The 21,142-nt window shown below is 53.0% G+C and carries 9 protein-coding genes and 1 pseudogene; 4 read left to right on the plus strand and 6 right to left on the minus strand.

Going from position 1 to position 21,142, the window contains the following annotated elements; translation table 11 throughout:
* Positions 1 to 30 precede the first annotated feature (30 nt).
* Positions 31 to 1,413 (minus strand): beta strand repeat-containing protein, encoded by a 1,383-nt coding sequence (locus H5P30_RS14425; protein WP_185693625.1) that lies wholly within the window; start codon positions 1,411 to 1,413, stop codon positions 31 to 33.
* Positions 1,414 to 1,768: 355 nt separating this feature from the next.
* Between H5P30_RS14425 and H5P30_RS22720 the strand changes: the two genes are divergently transcribed.
* Together H5P30_RS22720 and H5P30_RS14435 are read left to right on the plus strand one after the other, a co-directional pair.
* Positions 1,769 to 2,014, plus strand: a complete 246-nt coding sequence (locus tag H5P30_RS22720; RefSeq protein WP_185693626.1) for a DUF4372 domain-containing protein — start codon at positions 1,769 to 1,771, stop codon at positions 2,012 to 2,014.
* Positions 2,015 to 2,739: 725 nt separating this feature from the next.
* Positions 2,740 to 3,564, plus strand: a complete 825-nt coding sequence (locus H5P30_RS14435) for a hypothetical protein (RefSeq protein WP_185693627.1) — start codon at positions 2,740 to 2,742, stop codon at positions 3,562 to 3,564.
* A gap of 198 nt (positions 3,565 to 3,762) precedes the next feature.
* On the opposite strand, the gene H5P30_RS14440 is transcribed toward H5P30_RS14435, so the two are convergent.
* The 3 genes from H5P30_RS14440 to H5P30_RS14450 form a co-directional block, all read right to left on the minus strand.
* Positions 3,763 to 4,719, minus strand: a complete 957-nt coding sequence (locus tag H5P30_RS14440) for a CsgG/HfaB family protein (RefSeq protein WP_185693628.1) — start codon at positions 4,717 to 4,719, stop codon at positions 3,763 to 3,765.
* Complete coding sequence (locus H5P30_RS14445) at positions 4,716 to 5,588, minus strand: hypothetical protein (protein WP_185693629.1); 873 nt, start codon at positions 5,586 to 5,588, stop codon at positions 4,716 to 4,718. Before H5P30_RS14445 ends, H5P30_RS14440 begins: the two co-directional genes overlap by 4 nt.
* 90 nt (positions 5,589 to 5,678) lie before the next feature.
* A complete protein-coding gene (locus H5P30_RS14450) occupies positions 5,679 to 10,085 on the minus strand; it encodes an ankyrin repeat domain-containing protein (RefSeq protein ID WP_185693630.1) in 4,407 nt (1,468 codons plus the stop codon).
* 330 nt (positions 10,086 to 10,415) lie between these two features.
* Here H5P30_RS14450 and H5P30_RS14455 point away from each other — a divergent pair, with 330 nt between their 5' ends.
* Complete coding sequence (locus H5P30_RS14455; RefSeq protein WP_185693631.1) at positions 10,416 to 14,786, plus strand: ankyrin repeat domain-containing protein; 4,371 nt, start codon at positions 10,416 to 10,418, stop codon at positions 14,784 to 14,786.
* A 5-nt stretch (positions 14,787 to 14,791) separates the two neighbouring features.
* On the opposite strand, the gene H5P30_RS14460 is transcribed toward H5P30_RS14455, so the two are convergent.
* Both H5P30_RS14460 and H5P30_RS14465 read right to left on the minus strand, forming a co-directional pair.
* Entirely contained in the window at positions 14,792 to 19,276 is a 4,485-nt protein-coding gene (locus H5P30_RS14460) for a hypothetical protein (RefSeq protein ID WP_185693632.1), read from the minus strand.
* A gap of 135 nt (positions 19,277 to 19,411) precedes the next feature.
* On the minus strand, positions 19,412 to 20,623 hold the full coding sequence (locus tag H5P30_RS14465; RefSeq protein ID WP_185693633.1) for a glycosyltransferase: 1,212 nt from the start codon (positions 20,621 to 20,623) through the stop codon (positions 19,412 to 19,414).
* 255 nt (positions 20,624 to 20,878) lie between these two features.
* On the opposite strand from H5P30_RS14465, the pseudogene H5P30_RS14470 reads away from it, so the two are divergent.
* Positions 20,879 to 21,142 (plus strand): annotated as a pseudogene (locus tag H5P30_RS14470) (transposase family protein); the annotation flags it as partial.

Consider the following 21,142-nt stretch of genomic DNA (forward strand, 5'->3'; position numbering starts at 1 on the left):
TTCTTTGTAAGAACTGGTGATGACAAGGCTTTAGACTTTACGCCGTCTCATCAAACGTTGTGCCGCCATCAATACGACCAAACCAAAGATCGCTTGCGTCGATGGTTCAGGAATACTTGTCACATTCAAAACAAGTTGTGATCCATCAATACTGAAATTACCATCAATCCCGCCGGCTCCAAGAAGGAAGTCCGAGGCATCGACTCCCAAAGCACTGGCTGAGGTCCAATCAAGCAATACATAACTGCCCAGAGAAGCACCCTCATCCAGCAATACATTCACGATTGTCTCTCCACTGGAATTCCCAGTCAAGGTGCCTCCAGTCAAAAGAATCAGGTCCGAAACCGTTCCGAGGTCAAAGGTGAGTTCCGCGCCACCGCTAGCTGCGAGGTTTAAACCGTTGGCGAGTGTCAATGTTCCAGCAGTCCCATTGCCACCCGCAGCGATGATCGCCCCACTGTTGGCGGTCACTTCACCCCCAATGCTACCATAACCTGCGAGCATAGCTCCATCATTCAGGGTCACCCCCCCTGTGGCCGCAGATTGATTTCCATTGATCTGCAATATTCCCGCATTTACAATTGTCGTCCCGGTATAGGTGTTATCACCACTCAGAATCTGAGTCCCACTTCCTGACTTCACCAAATTGAGAGTATTCCCGGCAGCACCATTGGATAAGACCCCGGTGAACTCTGATTCGCTACTACTATTAATAGTTAAAATGCCACTCGTTCCAGTGCCCGTATCCGTTGCGGCAACCGAACCGGATCCAGATAAACCCGTTGCTGATACGCCCCAAGTTCCGGAAAGACCACTGCGAGCTACATAAAGTGTACCATCTACATTGAGTGAATTCAAAGTAGCACTCGGTGAGAATACATTCATGACTGCACCAGAAGAAACTGAGGTCGCACCGGAAACATTAAGAGAACTTAGGAATTTGTCAGCATTCCCTGAAACACCAAAATTTGCAGTCCCTTGCAGTACATTGAGTGAACCCATGCTAGCAAATACGGTACCGTTGGCACTCCCATTTACTAAAGTGAAATAGCCTCCATTCGCCTGATTAATCGTCAGACTACTGGTAATCGATAAATTTGAATTTGCAGCATAGGAGAGAAAAGCCAATGCACCCGATCCAGTCGTTGCGCCAGTTACCGTAATGGAGTTGGTCGAACGACTCCCTCCCATCGATATTGCGTTGTATCCGTCTGTATTCGTAAACCCGACTATATTGTCAGATACTCCGGGAATAAGCGCTCCCTGATCCCAATTGGCACCGGCTGCCCAACCAGCAGTGCCTCCATTGGCAGTCCAATTAAAATCGGTTGCATTGACAGTTAGTGACGACAGAAATGCGGCCAATAATACAGAAGGTCGCAAAAATGGAGTGATAGCGATGGCATTTTTCATAATGGGATAATTCGGATTCAGGCGTAGGACAGAAAATCAGTCTGAACATAGAATCTTCAATGCACAGAGGATTGTCCAGTGACTCGAAACTATAACAGTAAAGTCATGAATTCTCATAATTTAGTGAACAGGATCAGTGAATCCATTGGGGCGCGTTTCCTCATAAACAATGACGAATTCATCCAAGTTTTTAACGAAAACCCAGTCTACTTGATGCATATCAGATCACTGCTGTCCAGTTCAGCGTGGTTTAATATTTCTCAAGTGCTTCATTTGAAGATGCTTATAAAGGAAAAAGGTTGTCCTGCACTTGAAACGCCTGACTGCTTCCCGGCTGCGCTATTCTCAATAGGAGATGAACGCCGGACGACTCGTTTTCACCCAGGTCATAGATATTCTGGATCCCAAGGAACTGACGCGATGCGTCAATCGCTTTCCGATGCCGAGGGCGAACCGCAAGTTTCCGGCCCGGGATCAATTCCTTTCCATGGTCTTCGCCCAGCTCACTTACCGGGAAGGATTGCGCGATATCGAAGCCTGTTTGCGGGGGCAACCAACACGCTTACGCTATGAAAGGCACAAAAAAGACTTCAAGTCTTGATTCTTAACAAGCACCCTCTTCTACCCAGCTCTACTCTCGAAGGTTTCCCTTATTCCTTGTTCGCTTCACCCATCTGAAAAAATCCAAAGGGGGGGGGCACGACGTTCTCCATCGGGCAAACAATCGTCCTCGCCGCCGAGGTCTCTCGTTTCAGGTTTCGTAAGCGAACCTCTGCCATGGAAATGGGATCGAATCCCTTGTCGATCCCTGCGCGCTGCGGCTTTGACTCCTAGCCTTCGGCTCGACTCACTCCTCACCGCGTCAAGGGCGCATCCTGTCCGCCGGAAGAATTCAACCCACCTCTTTCAATCTACACAGTCAAGTAAACCGTTTCTTCCCGACTCAGCGGACGCCGGGCAACCCAAAGGAAAGGTTTATCATGTCCAGGCCCCGAAACAACGCCCGGGAACCTTAGAACCACGTGCCTCAATGAGGTGCGGATTATTCTCTCACAGTGCGCACGGAGCCCACAGAGGTTACCGAGAGGCAGCGTGAAGGAAGGCGCGCACTGGGGCTCCGCAGAAGAAGGATCACGAATAAAGTCAGGATTCCCAATCGAACCGTATCCAACCTCCCAAAAACTCTCCGTGAACTCTGTGCTCTCCGTGAGAGGCAATGCGTCGGAACGGGTTGGACGCGGGCTTTCGAAATCCTCCGCGCCTCTCCCGGCTTGCTCCAAAAGAATGTCATTGCCCTCCGGCTCGGAGAGGAGAAATCTCATACGAGTGAAAACGCCCCATCGTCTCATTTCACCTACGGCGGCTTCGGCCTTTTTCCTGATTCCTCAGATTCTTTTCCCGCTGTTTTTGCTGTTCTCCCCGCTCGCCGCGAAGGATGAAGGGCGTCTGAGCGGTTTTCAAGAAGGGTTGCGGCACCCTTCGAAGGAGACGGACCCCCGGCCATCCCGGGAGGCCACCGTCGGAGAAGAGGCTCTGGCCGAAACGCTTTCCACTTTGATGGGCGGCCTTTTCGTTTCGGGGACGTTCAACAGCCTCGCCTTGGTCGCCCCGGAATCTGGTCCCGATCGGCCCCTCATGAGCCAACCCCGCGCCCCCGGCGAAGCGGTTCTCCCCTACATCGAGGGCGAGTTTCAGTACCAATGGGTGGATGGAGACACAGACGCTCTCGATTTCCGGCTCACCGGAGGCTACGGCCCGGCGGGCGCGTCCGTGCGCTGGACTCGATTCAGGGAGACTGAGCCCGACACCCGCCTGGACGTTCTCCAAGCCTATGGACACCTCCGCCTCACCTTAGGCAATTTCCTGGAATTTTCCCCAGGCTTGGGATACGGAAATTTCTCTCTCGGTGACGACGCAGAGGATGAGGGTGGCCTGGCCCTAACCCTCCCCCTTCGTGTTCACTTCCAACCCGGCATCGGTCTAGAATATCGCCCCGCCTGGGTCTTCCCCAACGGAACGACGGTGAGCGACCAAGAAGTAGCTCTGGTTCTCGGACGCCGCAACGCCTTCCTCCGCCTCGGCTACCGATGGCTTTGGAACGAGTCCGAAACCCTCTCCGGCCCCTACCTCGGCGTGTCGTTGCGCTGGTAAGTTTGCGGGAGCCGCGTAGGAGTTCCGTAGGAATGGCTATCGCCATTCCTCTCCGAAAAAGGAAAGGCGAAAGACACCAAGCCTGGATTTTTGACAAAAGATTCTATCCCAAGCCCTACCCTACCCCATTCTTGCGACAGAAACGGGACTCTCCCCTCCACCGACACCAAAGATCGCCCCGAGGGTATTACCCAGCATTTATTGCTCGTTGAGGATGGGCAGGATGTGTTCCAATAGAACGAGCGTTCCGTTTTCGAGAGCCAGTTTACCGGCGATGGCTTCCGCGACATCGACAGCCACGGAGACCTGTCGATCGGCCAGCAAAAGTTTTCCTTCTTCGACCGAAACGACCTCCACCTCAATACGGCTGCGGCAGGAAACCAATCCACCGCGCCGTCCCGCCATTTCACTAAATGCCTCCCCTGTGATCGCGATGTCTGCCGGAGAGGTGGACGCATCCTGATTGATCACTTCGAACCCGAGAGCGATTAGCACCTTCTTCATCTCGGTCTCCACGGCGGGATCAATTACCTGCATGCGGATGTGTTCTTCCACGACATCTACCGAGACTGAGGGAAGATCGCCCGACGGCACGAGTCCGCGAAATCTTTCCAGCATTTCCTCATACGATTCCACATCGGCAACCAGAACGTCCGCATTCTCTCCCACCGAGTTGTTCAGTTTCTCACCGAGCTCCCCTATCGCTGGCTCCAGGGCGCCGATTTTTTCGAAAGAAACTTTCTCGGCAATCACTCGGCCGGTTTCGGCACTGATGATACGGGCTACGATAAAAAACCGGTTGCCAGCTTCGAACATGCGCCCGGTTACCAAGACTTGCGCTCCGGTAAGTTGGCCCACCGCCGCAGCCGTTTGGGCGCTCACGTTACCGGCCAGGCCAAGCTCTTGTTCAGCAAAAATAGCATCCAACTGTTCGCGCTCCACGAGAAACAGGTTTTCGGAGCCCGAAAGATCGGCATAGAGCAAAGCCGAGATCTCCGATCCGCGGTCGCCGGGAATCCCCTCGGAGACCTCAAAATCAAAAACAGCGGCGGTAAGCGGACTTTGAGTCGAGGCACCCACCGCTGCCTGAGAGTGAAACACCAAGCCGATGACGAAGAGGAAAATGAAAGAAACAGGGGAAAAATACGATTTCATGGGACGAGATCAGAGGTTATGGGTTGGACTAGGTAAAGAAGGGTTTTCTGGGCAAAAGGGTCCGTCTGAAGATCTTCGAGGAGCGGCAAAGTAATCTTCGTCGCCTTGTCTCCAGAACGAGCCGGAGGATAGATTCCTGGCATCAACGCGTCCGGTGGGGCAAACCACAACCAACGGGCGTCACGGGTTGCACTCCCCGGAGGAACCGTTCCCTCATAAAATACCACGCCTCCAGTCTCCGCGGATGAACCTCCGTCGAACGGAATATCCCAAACGGTGAAAAACTCCCGGATCCTCGGCGCCTCGCCCTCGACCCGAAACCGGGATGCCTTGGCGGCGCTCCGAAGGGCGGTGATCAAGCCGTCTTCCCCTTCTGGATCCGGAAAAACATATCCCGCGATCGTTGCGACCGAGGTTTCGGGATCCGCCCCATCGGTGCGAGTGGCCAAAAAGCGGACAATGACCTTACTCTCCCGCTCCACTTTGGGGAGTTTTACTACGGCCTCGATACTCTGAGACGAAGATTCCGCGAAACTCACCTCCTCAACCACCACTTGGCGGCCTGCAATCGGCGCTGCCGAGTTTCCCGAAACTTGCAGCCACTCCGCTTCCAACTTCCAGATCCCTCCCTGCGGACTCTCCATCCGCAGAGGCACCATGATCTCTTCCTCCGCAAAACCGCAGACTCCCGTCGCAAAGAAATCCCTACGATCCGGACTCTGCCCCCGTAGTTCAATCGAGGCCTTTTCCGCCTTGCCCAAGAAGGGGATCGCGCAAAGAAAAGAAGCCCAAAAAACCGCCCTTAGTGGGAGAGAAAGTCCGGCACTGGGGAGAGTTGGAGATTTTGCTGGGCTACGCACGAGCTTCATTTCAGGGATATAGATAATTCTGCTCCAAAATCTGACTCATTGAAAGCCCAAAAACGAATTCCTCATGATTTAATCCGAATTCGAAATCCGCTATTCGGAAGGCTCGACAAGGGGAAAATGGTGGTCCCATGCGTGTTCCATGATCGCTTCCATTTCCTCCGCAGTGTAGATCGTGAAGCCAAGTGGTGAGTAAAAGAGAACGGCGCCGTTCTCGCTGACCTTGACCCCCTCCCGTGACGGGTCGGGTGATCGAATCCAGCGGTTCAGGTTTTCCCATTCATCTGGAAGTGGCTCCATGGACTCGGGATAGTAGGGAAAAGGAATTTCGAACTGGTGTTCTTCGGTAAAGTTTGAGCGGAGGCGCTGTTGTTCGGCAAGGATCTCCGGAGGTGTCCGATAGGCTCTGATCAAATACTGACCGGAACTCTTGTCGTACCTGGGCTTCAAATAAGTCACTCCTTCGAAGCTGAAACTACCATGACGCTCTCCGCCGCGATTTTCTCTCGCAGTTTGGATCTCTTCGCGATTGGCCCGACGCCACTCTCCTGTGTTCAAGTTGATGATTTGCCGTAAACCGATCAGAAACTCATCGTTTTCAAGTGATCGAATTACAGGCATGTGCGGATCGCCACCCCGCTGGTCGAGAGGAGAGACTGGCGGGACCCGGCGGGTGTCGACCAAGACCCGCTCTTCACCAGAGGCGAGATTATAATGCTTAACGACTTCATATCTGGAACCACTTACCGACATCCCGGCTTCTCCCTGATCGACGGTCTGGTCCTGATTCTTTATTAGTGAAAAGACCAGATGATCTCCCATCAATGCGGGGGCGTTTCCGTATTGCGGCACACCTTCAAACTTCAATACCTCCCATGATTTCTCAATGCGGTCGTAGATGGCATACCAGGTTAGCTTCGACGAAATAACTTCAGCCACTATACGCTCTGGAGAGACCACCATTTTTTTCACGAATTTTCCTTTGAGCTCGGGGGGAGGCCGAAGGAGTTGTTGAAACTTTCCACTGGCATCGAATTGAAGCAAATCGCCAGAATTCAGAACGACCCAAAGCGATTGATCATAATTGCCGAAGTAGGTAGCCTGCGCGTGGTAGTGACGCGGATTGTCAATGGCTTCTGGAAATTCGAGTGCGGGGATAAAAAAGTCAGCATCCCGGATATAAGGATGAACCGAAAGTTCCACTTCCACTATAGAAGAGTCCATTTCGCGGCGCTCCACTTCCTCAAACAGGGAATTGAAAAGACTTGGCCCCCATCCTGTAGGAACCCCCATGCTGAGAAGGCTGCTCTCGAGCTGATCCGAAAGAGTGGTATCAGCAATTGTCTCTCTCATTTCCGTGCGAATCTCTTCCGCCTGTTCTCGTAGAGAAATCATTGTATCCTGAGAGAGGGCTCGGGCATGGCTTTCCGGTACCAGTTCATGAGGCGGCCTCCGACGGGGTTGTGTCCCCTGAACCGATTGGATCTTTTGCCAGTGATCGGCCAAGCGCTGCAACCGAGATCCCATGATGGCTTCATCTCTTTTGAGGCCCTCAGCATCCGTCGCTATCTCCGGGAGCAAGAATCTCTTATCGTCAAATCGGATGCCTGGTTCCCCTTCGGGCAAGATCTCGTCGGGAAGCGAAAAGGTAACGTCTCGTGGGGGCTGAAGCCTGTTGAAGGTATCATACGATAGTACCGAGAATTCGAGCAAGCCGGGGATTGCCAGGCTCGGAGTCGGTCGGGAAGTGGTAAAATATCCGAAATCTCCGATGTATTCCCTCAATCTCTGTTCCGCCTCTAGCCCTTCCATAAGGGAACGCCACTGTTCCATTTGCTCTTCTGGATTCCTCTTGTCTATCGCAAGTCGGTTTACCGGCATGGCAATATGGTTCGCCAGAAGTCGAACGTTTGCGAATTGACTCTCTCGCATCTCGTTCAGAGACCGATGCCAAAAGTTTTCGGCGTAGGCGGATACTCGCCAGCCATCTTCGTTTTCGTAGATATACTGCAGTGTATTGAAGAATGCATAGGAGATGTTCTCCATTTCAGGTCGGTGGATCTGCTCGAGGATTTTTTTTCGCTCGCGAATGGCTTCGGCCTCATCGTCCGTCCAGTAGGGAATCGAACGATAGCGCATCGTCAGAAGTTCACCTCGAAGAATCGGGAGATCGATCTCCCCGGCCCATTGAATCGCTTCATTGGTCAATGAGTTCAGGCGAGCACGCAACGACTCAATTTGATGTCCATGTTTGTCCCGATCAGAAAGCGGAGTGAGTAATTCGAGAACAGAGTTTGCGATGTAGAAGATCAGATTGATGCTGTTCAGTTCACCGATGTCGTCCTGAATATTGGTTCGGTTCGACTGTATATAGTCCTCAATCTGATCGAGCAGCATGTGGGCAATATCGATAAGCCTCTCCACTTCAGCGTCGTAAGCGAATCGAGAGAGCGACAATGGGGGCCATGCGAGAAACTCCATTCGACCGGGAACTTCGGACTGATCCTGAATCTCGCGAATCTGTTGCAATATATCTGTGCCGGATTGGATGATCGCTTGCCGAATTCGGGAACTCCGAACGCCGAGAGCGTAGGCTGTGCGCAACGAAGCCAGCGCGTACGTATGCAGACCCGCGCGACTCGCCTCCAGTCCCCTTTGAAGAAAAATCTGCCCTTCGATATCGGCCGCGTCGGGATCCATTGGAGTCAGAGACTTTTCAAGAATCGCGGCTGCAGCCGCATCAATCAACGACCCGGGATCCGAAGAATCTCCCACAAGTGTGGTTCTTTCTTCTTCCTTCCCCGTTCCACGCTGCAGGCGGAGCCTCAGAACCCACTCGCCCGATTCGTTTCCCGGCTCCAATGAGCCGTCAACAATCCAGGCTGAGCGGTAGAATTCGGCGGCCTCTTGGGTCAGGCCCTGTTCGAGCTGGAGGCGTTGCAATTCGTGGCGATCCAAAAGAAACACGCCCGGCTCGCCCCCGAGCCGGTAACCGAGAGCCAGAGTCAACTGGTCGGCGACCCTCGCCAGCCCGCTCGATCCAGTGGTGCCAATTCGTGGGATGGAGATAAGGGTGGCCTCCTCCGGATCGATCTGGAAGCGATGGAGATTGCCGAGGATGCCATAGGCCGCTACTTCGTCGATCCAGGCATTGAAATCGCCTCCACCGGTGTAGTAATGGGTCGAGAGGATGAGTCCGGTGGATGTGGAGACCACGCGCACTTCGTAATGATTGCCCAATGAGCGCAGATAAAGCAGTGCGTCAGCGCCCACTAAGGAGCCAATGCGATTGGTGCTGCCCGTGGACAATCTAGATTCAAGCAACCGCTCATCCACCAATTTTTGCAGCTGCCTACGATCAACTAGATCGATGGCGGTCTCCTCGGATAGTCGGGCCTCCAGTAATGCGGTCGACTCCTCCAATCCTGCACTCTGTTGGATGATGGCGACACGCAAGCTGGAGTCCTCCGCTTGGGTTTCAGACCTCTGAACAGAAGGGCGGAAGGCATTTAGAAGTGTGCCCAGCTCCCGGGAGTATGAATCGGGGTTATGGGCCTCGGCCTCCCCGGCGGAGCCCGCAAGTTGACGAAAAGGCTCTAGGCGAAGAAACTCATAGGGCTCGGGTCGCTTGGATCCAGCAGCAAGCAACCGATCGTAGATGGCTTTGTTCCCCAGTGCATCGGCCCAAAGGATGGCGGCATCATTGTCCGCTTTTGGATCAACACCAGCTTCCAGCAAACGTTCCACCATGGGAAGATTGTGAGTCATAACCGCAGAGACCAAGGGGCGTCCCAAGTCGAAGCGATGTCGACTTAAAAATGCTCCTTTAGCCACGTCTAGATCCAGACTAAAACCCCGTTCGATCAGCTTTTTTAGAGCTTTTTGATTATCGTAATAGACCGCAATTGTGACGGCCGATGGGTGGATCGCACCCCAATTTTTTTGCAGAAGAAAATTAACCATTTCATGATTATGCTCAATGATGGCTTGTTCCAGATTCACGGCGTACATGCTTCGAATTTGTGGGAGAAGGCCAATCTCTGCGCAGTATTCCAAAAGCTCAGGCTCCGCCCGCGAAATATAAACGGCCCATGGGCTCCAGAAACGGTTGTTCGCTATGTATCCTTTCAGCTGTTCCGAACTCCCACGAATGTACGCTTGCAGAGTTTCCAAATCGCTCTGGAGCGCAGCCCCGAAATCCTCATCTAGCAGGTGACTCCCGTCACTGCCTTTCTCCCAGTCGTACCCTTGGTCGGCAAGAAGTTCCACAATCTCGGGCTGCTTGGCACTGATGGCATGCCACATCAGGGTACGTCTGTCTCCATCAATTTGATCCACCGGAATCCCCTTCTCCAGCCCGGCGATCACTCCTTCAGCATCGCCGAGCCGAACGGCATAGATCAGATCGATGAAATCATCTTCCGTGATTTCTTCGGAGGCAGCGGCAGTGAAAGACTGCAGTGCGGCACACAGTAGCAGAAGTCGCTTCAGTAGACTCAATATCTTCGAAACAGAGTTTGAAACATGCAGAGAGGTGGCCGGATACATGAGGGCACGGAGAGGATACCGAATAACCCTACAGCACTTGGTTTTTCGCGCAAGCTCCATATTTGGATCGAAATTGAACTGGCAAAACATGGCCAATTTCCTACAACGAATAAGATAGAGCAGCCAAAATTGCATGCAGTTACCCAATCTTCTCTAGTTTCCCCCTTTCGAAACCGTTGAGGAAACTCTACCGCTCTGTCAGCGAACCTTTTCAGGCATCTCGACCCGAAGCTAGAATCACCCCCGAAACCACTCCAAGCGCTCCCTGGAAGACCGAAAAACATGATTCGAAAACCATCCGTTCGGTCGCATTCCGCTCGACCACCTCACTTCAAAGGGTTCGCGAAGATCCTTTTTGCCGTGGTCGCCTCCCTCTCGCCCATCTGCCTAACGGCAGAATCCAATTTGCCATCGCCCCGCCAGGTCCATATCGACTTTCTAGAAGGGATTATGTCCGGCGATATCGCAGCCATGCAACGCGCCTTCGCTGCCGGAGCAACCCTTGAAGATGCCAGCGAATTCGGCGGAAAACCACCGATCTCTTACGCCATCCAATATAATCAAATCGAGGCCCTCCGTTGGCTGCTCGAAAATGGTGCGGATGTTGAAACTTTCTGTTATTCTCCAAATCCTCAAGACTCCCTATTGAATCGCGTCTCGCCACTCACGCTGGCGATCACCCTGCAACGCCAAGAGATCATTCAAGAACTCCTCCGGCAGGATGCCTCGATCAAAGCGATTGAAGGCAGCACCCGATCCCCCGCTCATGCGGCTCTCGCGGTCGGAGGTCCCCAACTCCTCCAGCAGCTCGAACAACTGGGGGTCAACTGGAAGGCGCCCCTCAGCGATAGAAGGCATCCATTGATGTGGGCGATCCTCAATAACAATGTCGAAGCGATCGAATTTCTAGTCGACGGCATAGCCGATCCCAACGCACCCCTGAACAACGGGAATTTTCCTCTCGCCGAGGCCGCCGCGATCGGGAACCCCGATGCGCTGCACGTCCTCCTCGATCATGGTGCCGATCCCAATGCCGTTAGCAAAAACAAGCCGATGATCCGATACGCACAACCTCTTCCTCATACCGCCCTCATCAACGCAATCCGGCGTAACAGCCAAGCCTGCGTCGAAGTTCTCCTCCAAGCCGGAGCAGATCCCCAGGCCCTCGACAACGCCGCGATTAAATGGGCCGACCTCCTCGGCCATCAAAACATCTACGAACTCCTCCTCAAAAACGGTGCACCGAAGCCCGCGCCCTACGCATTCCTCGACCTTCCCCAGTTCCGCGGCGTCGAGCGCGCCTCCGCGCGTCGGAAAAGCTCCTCCGCCAATCGGCCCCTCTTATCCGCCATTACCCGCACTCCGGAAGGATCCCCTCTCACCCCGGAGGAGCCTGTCACTCTTGCCGTCATCACGCGTTCCGACGGCACCGAAGAAGTCGCCGAACTTCTAGGCGTCGGGCTCTCTGAAGTTCCCGGAATCAACCTCGTCGAGCGAGAAGAACTGCGGTTGCTCAACAGGGAACAAGTCATCTCGAAAAGCACATTTTTCGATCCTTCCACCGCTGCCCGGAGCGGCCAACTGGAGGGAGCCGATGCCGCGGTGTTCCTCACCCGCACCGCCGATGCTATTGAGCTGCGCACCGTTGCCGCATCCTCCGGCCTCGTCCTCCACAACACAACTCTCTCCACCTCCGCATTCAACGAGGAAACCGTCCAACAGCTCGTGCGCTCCGTTGCACATGCCACCCACCGCCTATCCGACGACCTCTCCGAGCAACTCCTCGTCTCCCTGCCGAACCTCATTCCATCCCGCAGCACGCCCGAGGGTGACCGACTGACCCGGCGAATCTCCTCCGGCCTCGCCATGGTCCTCGGTGCCCAACCCAATCTCCACGTCCTCGATCGCAGCGAATTGCAACGTCTTTCGCTGGAAAAAGGCCTCAATTCCGATGTCGCCGAATTCTTCCAAAGTGGTCTCGTAATCGATGGCGGGCTCGAATTCGCGGTGGACGGCACCGATAGCCTCATTCTGAACCTGCGCGCCAGGTCGCTCGATGGCACGGAGATCGCATCGACTTCAACCCCCGGACTCATGTCCGGTCCCAGTAAACTCGTCATCGAAGCGACCTCCTCCCTGCTGACCCAATTGAGAAACACGGATCCTGTCGTCACTGGCGACACTTCCGAGGCCTCCGCGTATTTTGCACAAGCCCGCACCGCATTCGACAGTCATATTTGGTCAGAGGCCCATGCCCTGCTGCAAGCCGCCGAGGGATTGGGGCAAACCGGCGATGATTTTCTCAAGTTTCGCATCCTCACCATTTGCAAACTCTTCCAATCCGACCTTCGGAACGTCCAGAGATGGCAAAACGAGACGGGGAAGTCAGAACTCGATATTCTTGTCCGCTGCGCGCCGCTGGAGTTTCTTCCCGATCCATTCATCTCCCGTCAGTCAGGAGACTACCTCGAATTGGCTCTCGAACTCCTCGACCTGTCCGCACCGATCATTTACAGCGACAAAAAACCTACACCTACCGAACAAATATTCTGGGGATATCTACCGGAAGTCTTCGAATCCGCCAACACCCCGCTGGAGCTCATGCTCTCACTCTCCGATCAACAAGCCTACCCCGAGGAGATCGCCGAACTGCGCAGCAAGCTTCTCCATCAAACCGAAGTTGTCATCCAGAAGGCCGAAGACTGGCAATTCACCCAAGTCTACTGCAGGCTCATCCTTCTCCGCGCCCGCCTCCTTCGCTACTGGATCACGGATGAAAACGAGGTTATCGAGCAAACACTACAAACGGTAGCTGAAGCCCACGAACTCGCCCCGCCCTACATCCTGCACACATTGATCAATGAGATCGTCGGCGAAGGCTACCTCTTCTATTTTCCGCGCCTCATTGGGAGCCGCATCAGCACATTTAACGGTCGGCTCGCCGCCGCTCTCGCTACCAGCGACTATCCCCACGCTCGCTGGCAGGGTGCGACAAAAATGCTGAAATGGGATCGAGGCTTCAAAAATCATCTTCGCTGGACCGAAATCATCGCAGATTTCTTTGACGAACTATACGTCTACGACCCATCACCCGAAGGTCTTCTTCTCTTCGACGAGCCGTATCTTCTTCAGTCCGCCGATTACGACGCCAGCAAACCCCCGAGGTCAGACGAACCATGGTATCAACACCCCCCCGATACCATGCACCATTACCAACCTATATTTTATCATGTGCACCCCGATCCCGACTCAAACCGATCCAAAGAGGTCTATGCGCCTATCGCCCAAGAATGGCTAATCGATCTTGAGACGAAACGCCTTGAATTTCTCGCGAAGAATGGAGCTGGCCCCTTTAGCACACTCGTATCCAGCAGAAATCTTCCTTACTCGGAGCGCGATCCCGATATGCTCTCCGAACAACTCGAATTGGCCGAAACCGCTCTGCAGCAATTTTCTCCCCAAAACTCCGATTCCAGCAAAAGATGGGCCACAGCGAGTTTTGAGCGTCGCGCAGTCAAACCGAGGCGAGAGGCCCTCGCCCCCGATACTCCGCTCACGAGGCTGCCAATCACTACTGTGGCCGGCTTCCTTCCCGAACACATTGAACCCTTTCGGGGCCTCGCCGTTCTCGACAAGAATAAATCCCTCAGCATGAACCGTAAATCGGGAGGAAATCAGAATATCTGGATCACTCTGCGGCGTGGAGGCTTCTTTGAAATCTCACCCCAAGGAACGGTCGCACGCTCCCTCAGGTTTCCCGGCGGGAATCAAAGAGGGATACTCTTCGCGGCAGACGATCAATACTTGATCGCCAGTTTTAACCACCCGGAATCCGGTATTAATGAGGTTTCCGCCTACAACTTTGCCTCAAAATCCTGGAAGATCCTCACCAAAGAGGAAAAAATCCCGCACGCAGTGACGCTCCATGGAGATTTCGCTTTGTTTATCTTTATACGGAGTCCGAAATCTGCCGACTCCATGGTCAAAGAAGAAAACACCACCTACTCTCTCGAACTCATCAATCTCACAACCAATGAACGCCACGTCCTGATTAGCAGTCGACGCGTACCACCTCAGTCTCCATTGGATAACGACTACCTCAAAATTTTGGGTAGACCTCCCGTTTTATTGTCCGATCACGAACTTTTTATCGAGAACTTCGTTTATCATTTACAGGCCCACACTTGGCGAAAGAGCTCCAACGAGGAACGCCAAAAAGTCAAAATACTCCGCACTCCGACTCATCTGTGGAACCTTGAGCCCTGGTTAGGGAGCCCCCAAACGCCGATCCACAACCCGAACACTGGGCTGTGGAAATTTCCAGTCCGTATTTCAGAGCCCACGATCCATGAAAGAACTGGCAAGCTCTTTTGGGATTCAAAAATGTACGACATAGACGTTCCCGTCCATCGAATCATCTTGCCCGGCGGAATCCCCGGACTCTCTGAAGCCGAAGTCGCAACACTCACAGCGCCGGGATCCCTCCACTACGAAACGGTCCCCCAAGGTCTCCTCGCGTTCAATGATCGCATCGTCGCACTCATTCCAAAGGAAACGCTACTTCCCCATATTCTTCAAAGGCTCGAAGATCTGAACGTCCCGAAAAAAGACGACGCACCCCGACAGCCAACAGCAACCTCTACATCACGATAAATCCGCTATTCAGGCGTTTCGGCGAGTGGAAAATAGAAATCCCATGCGTGCTCCATGATCGCTTCGACCTCCTCAGGGGTATAGATGGTAAAACCGACGGGGCTACTTGCCAAAATAGCGCCGTTGTTGCTTACGTGAAAACCGAGCTTGGATAAAATCGGGCGTTCGATCCATTTATTGATTGCTTTCCATTGCTCAGGAAAAATCTCTCTTGTTTCTGGCTCGTAGAAAAAAGGGATTTTCAATTGATGCTGGGCAGTGAAGTCGGGTCGTAGCGGTTGGTGTTCTTGAACCACCGAGTTCGATGGGGTTCTGGCGTGAAAATCAAGATAGTCGTCATCGTCTTGAAAACGTGGAAAATGTGGAATTGCGTAGATCATGCCTCGGAATTCGAGCTCAAAACTATAATGATTACGCTTTAGGGGATCGGCATTTGCATGCTTGATTTCTTCGCGATTCGCACGCCGCCATTTCCCGGTTTTAAGGTCGATAATTTGTTTTTTTGCTATAAGAAACTCGTCGCCTTTCAGGGGGTCGATTCTGGTCAAATCGAATTGTTCCTCCTGGTCCAAGGGCGAGATCGGCGGGACCCGTCGGGTGTCTACCAGAACCTCTTCGTCGCCCGTGATGAGATCGTGCTGCACAATCACTCTATATCCGGAATGGTTTACTGGGCTCCAACCTCCTCCTCCGCCCGTCACCCATTCTCTGTCTTTGTGTATGGAGAAAACTAAATAATTCTTCTCCAATCCTGTATCGATTACCAAACCCTCGTGCTCAAGTACGCTCCAAGTTCCATGGTTACGGTTCAGAATTGCATGCCAGGATGTGTCTTTTGACCGGCCGAAGTCTGAATGATCAAAAGATGCTATGACATAATCCGGAGTGATATGCAGAAACTCTGTCGCGCCCATGATACTGAACTGGTCGGGGAATTTGAAGAAATTTTCGAGATGGCCTTTAGGGTTTAGTTGAAGGACACCAAATCTGTATAGATTGATCCAATAGGAACCATCACGAAAGGCAAAGAACACGACGAAACTCGAAAAACCTCGGGGATCATCAATGTAGTCAGATAATTCCTTGGCTGTGACAAAAGAATCCGTCGCTTTGATACCCTGAAGAGTGGGTTGCTTTAGACTTTCTCGTTCAGAGATCGATTCCCTTCGTCTGATCTCTTCATGAATAGGACTACTATTGTCCGTTAAAAGAAGTGGGCTGTAAAATAGCTTCCGTTCTGATTCGTCTGTAATCTCATTTAGTATTTCATTGTAAATACGTGCGGTCTTGTCTCTCCAACCCTCCAAGGTTGCAAGGGGATAGATTCGTAAGTGGCTTGCCGGCACAAGTTCATGTGGCCGAAATCGAGACCGTCCGGCCTCTATCGCGGGGTAAAGATTTTGCCAGTATTGGGCGAGGCGTTGCAATCGGGAATTGATAACGATCTCGTCTCTTTGGATACCTTCTTGGTCCAGAGCAAATTCTGGAAGCAAGTTGTGCACCGATTTGAAAGTAAGAGCAGACCGTTGTCCTGTAGGATGGATCTCCTGAGGCATCCTAAACATGGTTTCTCGGGGAGGCAGAAAGCGATCCGCACTAAGATGCCAACCAATGTTAAAAAACTTACGCCCCGCTCCTCCCAATTCCAAAGGATCATGAGATGGTCTTATAAGGGAGAAATTGACAAAATCACCCGCAAATTCACGTTTGCGAAAATCCGTTTCCACTGCCTCGTTTAGCCTCCGCCACTGTTCCATTAGAGATTGCGGCGAGTTCGATTGTTGGTGTCTTTTGATGTTACGGTTGCTTCTGTTCAGATAGTTGACGAGTAGATGGACATGAGGATATTCGCTTTGCTGCATTCTTTTTAAATAACGACTCCAGAAAGTCATGGCATATGATGCTCTTGCTACAGGAATGAACATGCCGTAAGCACTCTCCAATTCGTTGAAAAACGGGTAAAGAAAAGCTTCCAGCTCGGGCTCATGAATTCTGTCAAAAACTTGATCCATCTCGCGCATGGCCTCCGCCTCGTCGTCCGTCCAGTAAGGGATCGAAGCAAAGCGCATGATCAGCAGTTCTCCTTGAAGCAATCTCAGATCCTTCTTTCCCGCCCAATCGATGGCTGTTTCGGAGAGTGAGTCCAACCGATTTCGCAGTGCGGAGATTTGCTGACCATGATGATTCCGATTCGAGAGCGGCGAGAGCAATTCGAGGACCGAATTCGCATTGTAGAAAGCATACGGAAGATAACTCAGATCGTTGATATCGCCTTTCTTGGTCGCTTGATTTCTCCGAAGGCAAACTTCCACTTGATCCAGCAGGAGATTGGCAATGTCGATTAGATCTTCGACTTCCGAATCATAGGCGAATCCGGAGAGGGAATAAGCGGGCCAAGTCAAATACTCCAAATAACTCAAATCTATTTCTAGATTATTGATCGTAACCAGTTGGTTTCGCACCTCCATTAGACTGCGAATGCATGATCGGATCGTCGCATCCCATAGATCTTTCTTTTCGTAACCGAGGGCCGAGGCGGTGCGGAACGAGGCCAACGCATATCCGAATAAACCGGCTCGGTGCGCTTCCAGCCCCCGCTCGAAAAAGAGGCGCCCTTCGGTGTCCGTTTCATCAGAATCAAGACTTGTGATATCGCGATCCAAAAGGGCTTCTACAATCGCTTCGACCATAGGTTGTGGATTCTCAATATCGGCTTCCAAGACGATCCTTTCCTCCTCCCTTCCCAGACCGCGTTGCAGCCGAATCTCGAGGATAAGTTGCTCTGGATCCTCCGCCCGGTCCATGAACCCGTCAATTACCCAAGCCGAACGAAAGAACTCGGATGTTTTCTGGGCCAGTCCCTGTTCAAGGGTTAAGCGCTGAAGCTCATTCCGATCCAACAGAAAGATGTTGGGTTCTTTCCCCAGTCGATAGCCCAGCAGAACGGCGAGCTGGTCGGCGAGACTCTCTAGTCCACTCGATCCGTTCGTGCCGATCCGCGGAATGGAGACAAGAAGGGCATCCTCTCCCGTCACGCGAAGACGAGCTTCATTGTTCCGCACACCTTTTTCAACCACCTCCTTCGTCCAAGAGTCGAAATCCGATTCCCCCGTGTAGAAGTACGTCGCAAGGATCAATCCGGTCGCCGTTGAGACGATTCTCGCTTCGATAGTAGCCTCTATTTTTCTAAGATAGAGTATGGCATCGGCCCCCGTAAGCGCACCCAATTCGGAGGCGACCTCACTTGCAAATTCGGCCCGGAGGCTGCGTTCACCCATCAGGACCCGCAGTTGGGATCGATCCACAAGAGTAATGTCAGGTGTCTTCGATAAGGTCGCTTCCAACAAAAGGGCCGGGTCGTCAAGTCCCTCGCTTAGCTGGATAATTCCAACCTTGATGGGCCTTCCGTCGGGCTGCAGCACCGAGTCATCATTCTCGCTTTGCAGAGAATTGAGGATCGAACCAAGCTCCCAGGAGTAGTTTTCGCGTTTCACGGGACGATTCTCATTCGATGCAGAAAGCAAATAAGTGAATGGCTCGTAATCGAAGAATGCGAAAGGTTCCGGCTCTTCCGCTCCAGCGGCAAGCAAGCGATCATAAATAGCTTTGTTCCCCAACGCGTCGGCCCAAAGAATCGCCGCATTATCATTCGCGCCCGGATCGACGCCGGCTTCCAGGAAACGCTCCACCATGGAAAGGTTGTGAGCCATAACCGCAGATACCAAAGGACTTCCTAATTCAAAGCGTACGCCCCGTAACGAAACGCCCTCATGCATGCCTTGATCGAGGCTGAGCCCTTTCTCGATAAGCTTCTCGAGTGCAATCTCATTGTCGTAATAGACTGCGACTGAAACGATCGACGGGTGGATCCTCGCCCAGTTTCTCCGCAGTAGAAAATCTACCATTTCATTATTATGATTGATGATGGCGTGTTCGAGAACCTCTGCGTACATTCGCTGACTTTGCGGGAGGAGGCCGATCTCCACACAGTATTCCAAAAGCTCAGGATCGGCTCGCGAGATCTGCTCGGGCCAATCACTACCCCTCTGTCGATATCCCAAAATCTCTTCCACAGCCTCCGAACCTTCACGGACGTAGAGTTGCAGGGTTTCCAAGTTGCTCTGGAGTGCAGCCCCAAAATCTTCTGTGACCGGCGATCGTCCGTCGCTCCGTGAACTCCAATCGTAACCTCGATCCGCCAGAAGCTCCATGATTTCAGGCTGTTCAGCGCTGATGGCGTGCCACATCAGTGTGTGGTAGTCCCCGTCGATCTGACCGACCGGTATCCCCTTGTCGAGTCCGGCGATCACTCCCTCGGCATTGCCGAGGCGGATCGCATAAATCAGATCGATGAAATCATCCTCAGTGATTTCCGAGGAGGCTTCCACGGAGAGGGACTGCAGTGCCGCACACAACGCCACGAGCCTCAGCAATGAGTTCAATATCTTCGAAAAAAATGGGGGGACAGACTTAAACTTGGGATGATTCATTCGGGGAATAATGGAAATCTCGACTCCACGCTAGATTGTCCTGATTTCCGCGCAATCTTCAAATGGGATTGATGTGGCACTGCGGAGTTGTAGCTATCTACATCGGCAGCCAAAGGCATTGATCATGGTCAATCGTCAAGCGCCGTCGCTCAATCGATTCTTCGCTTCGATCCAGCGACTCATGAATTCCGTGCTGCGGTGCCGATGGTGGCGCAGCATACGGCCGATGAAGTGATTTTGGCGGCTTTCGGCGTCCAGGGATTCTATTTGCTGGATCAGCCTAGGCTTCCAATTCTGGGCCAGGAAACGCTCTTCAACAATCCGATAGCCCTGCCGCTGCACCCTTTCCCATCTCTCCGGATGGGTGTAGACCTCTACTGCGGTTTGGGCAAAACCGGGCGCATCCGCTTGGATCGGGCAGCCCCAGTCAATTGGGCCGTTCATCGATTCGGCCGCAATCGGTGTCACCACCGTCGGCGTGCCGGAACAAAAGCCGTCCGCGACCTTCCCCTTCTGCCCGGCCCCAAAACGGAGGGGCGCTAAATTCACCCGGTAGCGTTCGAGCGTATGCAACGCATCCCCGGCCCGACCGCAAAAGTGAATCCCCTTCGCGGGGTTCTCCAGTTGGCGTGCCTTACCCGGCTCATAGGAGCCGTAGAGGTGGAGGGCTGCGTCGGGCAATTGCTGACGAAGGATCGGCCAGATTTCGGCACAGCACCAGCGAACGGCATCCCAGTTGGGGGCATGGAGGTAATTGCCGATCATGACAAAATCTTTCCGGTCCTCGTAGGTGGACGTCGAGGGAACCGGCGCCTCCAACATCAGAGGCAGATAACTCAGCTGCGTGGCGGGCACTTGAAAGACCGATTGCAGGCATTCGATCTCGAACTCGGAAATCATCAGGCTCAGATCCGAGCGAAAGATCGCGGCAATCTCGCGGAGTGCCACGTCATTGAAAAGATTCAGGGCCCCACCCTCCTTCAACTGCTGCTCCCGGGCTTCCCGTAAGCAATGGAGATCGATGGTATCGAGAACGCGCAACGCCTCCGGACAGGCTTTTTCAATCCGCCAGCCGAACTGCTCCTCCGTCATATAGCGGTCGAACACCACGAAGTCGGGCGCCAGCGCTTGGGCCCACTCATCGAAAGCGTCGTCATTGACCTGAATTTTCGCGGTCGACACCCCCTTTTCCACCAAATCGACGGAATGCTCGTTCGGCTGCGCCGACGTCGCAAAAGTCACCGACCACCCGGCCTCCAAAAAAGCCTCGATCAGCCCCAAAGTCCGCGCGCCCGCCGCACTCGAGCGAGGCTCCGGCCAAACTTTACCGATGACTAAGACTTTCATTGAATGATTAAGATCCAGCAGAGCTGAAAACCGCTTATAGCTCGCTGATGACCAATGGATAGGCGATCGGATGAACCGGAACAAGGGCTGTTTCTCGATTTCGGGATAAGTTTATCGAGACAAAGAATCAGCCCACAACCGCGCAAAAAATAAGGTTCATCGTCGATTGGCGGGAAAGAAGTAGCAAAGAAGCGGAATCGAAGTTAACTGATGTTGTAACTACACTAACATCAATCACTTCAAAACCGCTTCAACATGAAGTCTGTACTATGTTCCCTGTTTTGGGAAGGCTACACTTTGTATAAACACAAGCATCTGGGAAAAGGGCATTTGTTGTTCATCCTAGAGGCCCTAAACGATCCGGTCTGTGGAGGTTGTGGGCAGAGTTGCCGGAGGATTCACGACCAGTCGCTGCGCCGTATTAGCGACTGTGATCTGTTGGATCAGCGGTTAAGTCTGGAGTTGAGTGTCCGTCGGGTTCGCTGCGGGCGCTGCGGGACGAAGACCGAACGCATTGCG

The organism is Puniceicoccus vermicola, from assembly GCF_014230055.1.
GTDB classification, from domain to species: Bacteria; Verrucomicrobiota; Verrucomicrobiia; order Opitutales; family Puniceicoccaceae; genus Puniceicoccus; species Puniceicoccus vermicola.